Genomic DNA, 7079 nt, shown 5'->3' with positions numbered 1-7079 from the left:
GAACCGACCATATCAAAAGCATACACTCGATGCGATTCAGCTAAGATCGCAATATTATATAGCCAAAACTCGATCGATCCATTACCACCATGCAGCAAAATAACTGTGCTGCCACTATTACCCATCTGCCAATAACGAGTTTTAATGCGATCGACATCGATATAGAGATCTGGCGGTAATGTGGTTGATGAATGCGCGGGCATAGATTAGATTTCGAGGGCAGATTATAGCAATCCTGTTCGATTCGTATGGCGTGTTGTCTTGAAGCACACAACCTCCAGGTCGATGCATCGCTACTGCGTCAGCATAACGCACCAAAGCATACCGCACCGAAGATATTCAGCAAATAATCTCTATGGTACCGATTTATGGCAGCCACAGAGATTATTTCCAGCATTCTATTCGATCGATCGAAATATCGTAAGGTGTGTTACTACGTCAGCATAACGCACCAAACAATCTTATCTTTCAGTCAACTTAGTTAAAACTTGATTAGAACGTTCGACAAATGTATTCATCCCGTCAGCATTGATACCTTTTTGAGCCATTAATGCCAGATCGTAAATATGTTGACAAACGAGATTGACTAACGCTTGATTTGGCGAAGTACCCGACTCTTGCACGATCGATCCTTTATTGATATTTGCTAAGTTTTGAATCAGTGGATGGGCAGTATTCACCACCAAAACGTGATCTTCTGGAAACTCAGCCACTTGTTGTTGCATCATCGCCATCATGTCTCGCATGCGGCGGGTAGATTCAGGCAACAATACCATTGCTGGCGGTGTGGATTGGGCATTGTCTCCTTTGAGCGATTCGGTACGGATCGTCACTTGGGGTTTATTTATCGCCGTAGCAAAGATTTCTTGAATCTGTTCGCTGCGCGTCTTGTTTGTATTTGGATCGATAATTTCTGGTGTTTCATCGGACTGGATCAAACTGCTATCTAATTCCGCATCGACTCGCGAAAACTTAATATCGCTATGCTCGCGTTCGAGGAAGCCGACAAAGTGCGTATCGATAAAAGAATCAAGGAATAGTACTTCCAAACCTTGGCTTTTGTGCAGTTGGATATAAGGTGCTTGACTGGCTTCATCCGTGGCGTAGAAAACCCGATTTTCATACTTCGGTGCCGATTCTTCACCTTCAGTTGCGGCTGGTGCTGACTTGGCATGACGCTCTTTGTTACGCTCCAAATACTCATTTAAAGTCGTATATGGCAAACTTGGTGCTGAAGATTTCCACGCATCATCACCTTCTGTTGTGCCTTCAGGTGCAGATGGAGTATAGGTAGTGCGATAGATGATGATATCTTCAATTTGTTTTTTGAATTTATCATCGTTGAGACAGCCAAACTTGATGAAGGTACTTAGATCTTCCCAGCCTTTAGTATATGCGCCCCGATCGTCGTGAAAGAGTTCTTTGAGCCTGTCGCCGACTTTTTTGGAGATATAATCAGAGATCCGGCGGACGGTGCGATCGCTAGTCAGTGCGCTCCGCGAGACATTTAGCGGGATATCGGTACTATCGATAACACCGCGCAATGGTAACAAGAATTTGGGAATCACTTCGTCACAGCGATCGCTCACAAATACTTGATTGCAAAATAGTTTCGCTTGTCCTTTAGTGAGATCCAAATCTGGACGTAATTTGGGGAAATACAAAATCCCATTCAAAGTAAACGGATAATCGGTATTCAAATGTACCCACAGCAATGGCTCTTCTTCAAAGGGATACAGATACCGATAAAATTCGAGATAATCTTCTTTGGTTAAATTCTGCGGCGATTCTTTCCAGGGAGCTTTTTGTTTATTGATGACTTCGCCATCGAGCGAAATCGCCACTGGCATGAAATCACAATAAGTTTTGACTAATTGCTTAATTCGGGCTGGTTCTAAATATTCAGCTTCCTCATCTTGCAAAGTCAGTGTAATCTTGGTACCGCGTTCGGTGCGGCTCGATTCGCTAATTTCAAAGCTGGGCGAACCATCGCAAGACCAATGTACTGGCGTCGATCCATCGCGACAAGAGAGGGTGTCGATTTCAACTAAACTCGCCACCATGAACGAAGAATAGAAGCCTAAACCAAAGTGACCAATAATTTGTTGGTCGCTATTTTTTTGATATTTTTCGATGAATTCTTCAGCACTCGAAAAAGCAACTTGATTGATATATTTTTTGACTTCATCGACACTCATCCCAATCCCATTATCTGAGATCGATAGTGTTTTCTTCTCTTTATCGATCGAGATATGGATGGCAGGTTCGCCGATTTCGCCGCTAAACTCACCAGCGAAGGACACCATTTTGAGCTTGCCGATGGCATCGACGGCATTGGAAATCAGCTCGCGCAGGAAGATTTCGTGGTCGGTATACAGAGATTTCTTAATGATCGGAAAGATATTCTCGGTATGGATGGTAATGTTACCTTGTTCTAGCACTGTCATAAGGCTATCTCGATCGCTACTTATATTTTGTTACCAGCATTGTAGGTCGATCGGGGGTCTTGGGCTTTTCGGGATTTCCGTACCTTTGCTAGGGGATAGGGAATAGAGGATAGGGAATAGGGTTTAGAAGTCGGTAATATTTAGTGGATGTTTAAACCCCACTCCCGTAAAACTAGACCCCTGTTAATTATTAAATCCTTACGAACCCCTATTCCCTATTCCCTATCCCCTATCCCCTATCCTCTACTCACCAATTTCTTCAACAAACTCGGAATCTGCCCGATCTTTTTGGCAACGGGGATTTTGGCGCGTTTGTATGTTTCCAGACGCTGTTGGATCGTGTCGGCATGATAGATCGGTTTGGAGAGAGTATGACTCAAAACGATCGCGGCATCGGTCAGCGGGTGCGGCGTGCTCGCATGAATTCCCGCTAGATAAGCGACGACAGGTTTACCCTGTTGGGTGAGGAGATAAGCTGCGGTAGCTGCTTCAGAATCCCAGCAAATATCGCCGACAAGCACGATCGATTCGGTCAAAGGGTCGGACTGCAGCCACTCCAGCCAGAGGCGGCAAGAGGAGCCAACTAAAGGATCGCTACCGATATGGATGACGATCGATTGACCCAGATCGGCTTGATTTAATTCGCTGGCAATTTCCGCAGTCAAGCTCTGATTGCGGCTGATAATTGCTACCTTACCCGGACTATACAACTGCGGTTGGTAAATGCCTAGTAATAAGCGATCGGGGATGATAATACCCGCGCTACCAGAGCCGAGAATTAAGGTTTTGGTAACACTCGCCTGACGCAACAGCCGAATCGTATCTAGTGGCGGTACGCCTCTGGTAATAATAATTAATTGCGGTATCCCTGCCGCGATCGCTTCGAGGGCCGCATCTAGGACATGATAAGCAGATACAAAAATCAAGCTAGTCTCGATCGGCCCCAAAACATTCTGAGCATCTTCAACCAGATCGAAGACTGGCAAATCGCCCAGTGTTTGGCCGCCTTGCCCCGCACTGACAATACCTGCAATCTTGGTACCATAAGTTTGCATTCGGCCAATTGCAGCCAATGCTAGGGGGTTGTCCACTCCTTGAATCAGGACGCGGCTATTTAGTTGCAGATCGATGGTCATTGGGGAATTGGGAGTTGGGAGCGGGGAGCGACCCAAATCGCGCTGAGGGAACCTCAGCGTGCTTTTGGGTCAAGACAGTGGGGAGTTGAAAGGATGCTTGATTCAGACTCAATATCCGATAGAACCTGAAGTCTAAAACCTAAAGCCTAAAACCGAAAGGCTAATCCCGTTGTTTAGCGAGCGCGAGAGTTTGCGAGATCGCCCGATCGAAATTAGTCACAAGTTTAATCGACAACGGTAGCAGCCCTGCGAGTCGATCTCGATCGTGTTCCAGTACCCGCCAAATCGTGGTGAAATTTTGAATGTTAGGTAGATATTGCATTACCTGCTGGCAACTATCGATCTCGCTACCGACAAAATCGATTAGCAACACATCAATTTCTGGTTCTGGTATTCGTTGCAGCGGCGGTTCTGATGGAGTGTTGCCAGGACAGACGCCCAACCGCTCTAAAGCAATTTGGATCTCGCTGGCGCACGTCGGATCGACGACGATACATTGAGCGACTTGCCCGCCACCTTGCGCGATCCCATCCAACATTGCTAGAGCTAGCCCGTTACCACTACAGAGAATACTGATATTCCCGACATTGGTAAATAGTGGCGATAGCGTACCCAAACGATTGCGCGCCACATCCACAACTTGCCAGGATTGGAGATTGGGGTGCCTGCCGACAGCATAATGATTGACACTAATTTTGCCATCGAGTGCCATAACCGCGCCATTGCGATCGATCCCCAAGGGATTGATCTCGACCAAATCCAAATCCTGAGCGCGCATCAAGATATACATTTTCTCGATAATTTCGCTGACAGCCAGCATCAGATCGCCCTGGAGTCCCATTTTGAGCGCGAGTCGGCGCGCATAAAAAGAGGAAAACTCCTCGTAGACGACGACCTGCTGGATCTGATTGAGAATGGCATTAATATTCATCCCCCCATCAGTAGAACCCAGCAACACCGGACGACAAGCCAGCCGATCGATCACGATCGCTAGATAAAATTCCTGACTGGTATTATACTTAGCCTCAGCCAACAGTACCTTGGGATATTCGCCCAAAATCGGCAAATTAAAGATCGTCCGCGCTGCGGCGATCGCATCGATGGTATTCTCCACAAATCTGATCCCGCCAGCTTTACCCCGATTACCCACGCTCACTTGCGATTTTAAAACGATCGGATAAGGAATCCGCAACGCTTTGAGATCCGTCGGTCGATCGATCCGTTGCGAAGGTAACACGGGGATGCCGACATCGCGAAATAACTCTTTGGCTTGGTATTCTAATAAATCCATGTAGCGGCTAAGGTAGGGGGTAGCGATTCGCGCTCGTCGGGTTTCCCGACGGTTTAGCGAATCAAGACAGAGATTAGGGGGTAGCGGGTAGCGGATAGGGGATACGAAATAGGATGTTCGGCACCAACTCATTTGGGTCGGAATATGTATGGATATTATCTAGAAATCTAGTTCAACTTCCTAAAATTCTCCACACTCTACCCCCTACCCTCTACTCGCTAATCTTTGGCTGGAGCTTCAATCTTGAATTCGCCAGTCGGAGTAGTTGTGACCTTGCCACCAGTAGCCCTAATTCCGGCGATCGCTCGTTTGATGACAAAATCATCCACGGCGGCATTTAAGACCATGTTCCAGGCATCAAATTGAGCTTGTTTGCTATTTGAATTGCGAGCTAGGTATGCAGCCGTATTCTGGGAAAGCCTCGCAATATTTTGACCTTCTGGAGTGGAAGTCTGTTGTGCCCAGTCGGCGGCATGTTGCATCGAATTGCGAGCGGCTGGGATGTCTCCCAAAAATAGTAACTCATCAACTCCCTTGAGCCTCCAAACATAGTAGCCGCGATCGGGAACTTTTGGCGATAGTGACTTTAAGCCCTGTTCCATAATTTTAACCGATCGTTCTGGCGCACCCGCATACATCGAGCCAGTACTCGACAGATAAAAATAACCATGAAGGAAGCGCGGATCGCGAGTGAGGATCGCATCAAAATACTCCATAGCTGCGCCATATCCAGCCTTTTGCCGCACGTCGGTATCGCCGAAGTACTGGATAAAATCGATAAAATACCAATCGGCAACCAGATTATCAAATCCAAATGTCGGCAGAGTTTTGGCAAGGGAAAGGTGAACTTTCATTTGCGCTTCTTCTTGCCGCAGCAGGGACTGGTTCATAATTTTGCTGCGCTCTTTGAGTGTCGCTAGTTGGGGAGTTTGCAGATAAACGATCGCGACAAATGCGCCCAGAATACAGCCGAGCTGTCCGAGTAGCGTCGGTGATAACTGGGATAACTGGGTGCTGAATTTATCCCTCGCAGAAGTTTGTGTAGATACTGACATAGATTTTAGGTAAATTCGCCAAAATGATAGTTAATCGCCGAAAGTTGGTAAGTTAGAGAAATAGCCGGGGTTCGACGAGACATCAATGCCCCGCATCCACCTACTGCCAACAGACCGAATTATGGAAAAAAATAAATTCACAAAAATCTTTGTAATTCTTGCAGGTCTTGCTTTTCTCGGTTCGAGTGTCGCTGGATTGAGCGGATCGATCGGCAGTTCGATGAACGAACCTGCCGCCACTGAAAAAGCTGCCCAATCTCAGAGTGCCCAACTTGCAGCCGAAGAGAAAGGTTTTGCCGCAGTTTTACAACGCGAACCGAATAATCAAACCGCACTTAAAGGATTAGTCTCGATTCGGCTGAAAAGTGGTGATATCGCTGGTACCAGAACAGCACTCGCTCAACTCGTCAAACTCAATCCCACCGAGCGACAGTATAAGGAATTGTTAGAGGCGATCGACAAACAGTTAGCAGATGCCAAAAAAGTGGGTACTCTAAAGACAACTAAAAATTAAACCTTTTTGCTTGTGCTAGAAAAAACGGCAATAATCGAAACTGACAAAATTGGTGCAAATGTCTCCATCGGACATTTTGCCGTTATTTTTGCTGATGTAATCATCGGCGATAATGTGACGATCCACCCGCATGTAACAATCGAGTCGGGAGTAAAGATTGGTGATAACGTGGAAATTATGCCAGGTGCTTACTTAGGGAAGCGACCTAAATCACCTGGTGCAGTTGCTAGAAAAATTGACTATCAGGAACAAATAGTTATTGGCGATAACTGTATTATTGGATCGAATGCCGTAATTTACTATGATGTTTGCATTGGCAAAAATACGTTAATTTGTGAAAATACTTCAATCAGAGAACAAGTTAAAATTGGTGATTTTTGTCTGATCAGTCGAAATGTAACTATTAACTACAATACGCAAATTGGTAATCATACCAAAATCATGGATTCGACTCATATTACTGGAAATTGTCAGATTGGCGATCGTGTTTTTATCAGTGTACTAGTTAGCACTACTAACGATCGAGCAATCGGCAAACTAGGCTATGACGAAGACCGAGTTAAAGGCCCAACAATCGGTGATGGCGTGGCGATTGGTGCCGCAGCGAATATTCGGCCTGGAGTTTCGATCGGCGAT

General features: G+C 46.1%; 7 protein-coding genes. 2 read left to right on the top strand and 5 right to left on the bottom strand.

Going from position 1 to position 7079, the window contains the following annotated elements; genetic code table 11:
* The 5 genes from RMO84_RS01200 to RMO84_RS01180 form a co-directional block, all read right to left on the bottom strand.
* Positions 1–203, bottom strand: a 203-nt coding sequence (locus RMO84_RS01200; protein WP_396135735.1) for an alpha/beta fold hydrolase, incomplete at its 3' end; no start/stop codon positions are given.
* Positions 204–461: 258 nt separating this feature from the next.
* Positions 462–2447 (bottom strand): molecular chaperone HtpG, encoded by a 1986-nt coding sequence (htpG, locus tag RMO84_RS01195; protein ID WP_310486612.1) that lies wholly within the window; start codon positions 2445–2447, stop codon positions 462–464.
* A gap of 236 nt (positions 2448–2683) precedes the next feature.
* The gene (locus RMO84_RS01190; RefSeq protein ID WP_310486611.1) at positions 2684–3583 is read right to left on the bottom strand and encodes a CoA-binding protein; all 900 of its coding nucleotides are present in this window, start codon (positions 3581–3583) and stop codon (positions 2684–2686) included.
* Positions 3584–3743: 160 nt separating this feature from the next.
* Complete coding sequence (locus RMO84_RS01185; RefSeq protein WP_310486610.1) at positions 3744–4874, bottom strand: ATP-grasp domain-containing protein; 1131 nt, start codon at positions 4872–4874, stop codon at positions 3744–3746.
* Positions 4875–5092: 218 nt separating this feature from the next.
* The gene (locus RMO84_RS01180; RefSeq protein WP_310486609.1) at positions 5093–5929 is read right to left on the bottom strand and encodes a hypothetical protein; all 837 of its coding nucleotides are present in this window, start codon (positions 5927–5929) and stop codon (positions 5093–5095) included.
* Positions 5930–6050: 121 nt separating this feature from the next.
* Here RMO84_RS01180 and RMO84_RS01175 point away from each other — a divergent pair, with 121 nt between their 5' ends.
* A complete protein-coding gene (locus RMO84_RS01175; protein WP_310486608.1) occupies positions 6051–6443 on the top strand; it encodes a tetratricopeptide repeat protein in 393 nt (130 codons plus the stop codon).
* A 12-nt stretch (positions 6444–6455) separates the two neighbouring features.
* A partial coding sequence (locus tag RMO84_RS01170; protein ID WP_310486607.1) for a DapH/DapD/GlmU-related protein occupies positions 6456–7079 on the top strand: 624 nt, incomplete at its 3' end.

The organism is Chamaesiphon sp. VAR_69_metabat_338, from assembly GCF_031423935.1.
Classification (GTDB): Bacteria; Cyanobacteriota; Cyanobacteriia; order Cyanobacteriales; family Chamaesiphonaceae; genus Chamaesiphon.
The sequence above is the reverse complement of the archived record's forward strand: the minus strand, read 5'-3'. Positions and strand labels throughout refer to the sequence as shown.

Coding starts and splice junctions, on each gene's coding strand:
- RMO84_RS01190 (WP_310486611.1), bottom strand. CDS start 3,583: ATGACCATCGATCTGCAACTAAATAGCCGCGTCCTGATTCAAGGAGTG.
- RMO84_RS01180 (WP_310486609.1), bottom strand. CDS start 5,929: ATGTCAGTATCTACACAAACTTCTGCGAGGGATAAATTCAGCACCCAG.
- RMO84_RS01185 (WP_310486610.1), bottom strand. CDS start 4,874: ATGGATTTATTAGAATACCAAGCCAAAGAGTTATTTCGCGATGTCGGC.
- htpG (WP_310486612.1), bottom strand. CDS start 2,447: ATGACAGTGCTAGAACAAGGTAACATTACCATCCATACCGAGAATATC.
- RMO84_RS01175 (WP_310486608.1), top strand. CDS start 6,051: ATGGAAAAAAATAAATTCACAAAAATCTTTGTAATTCTTGCAGGTCTT.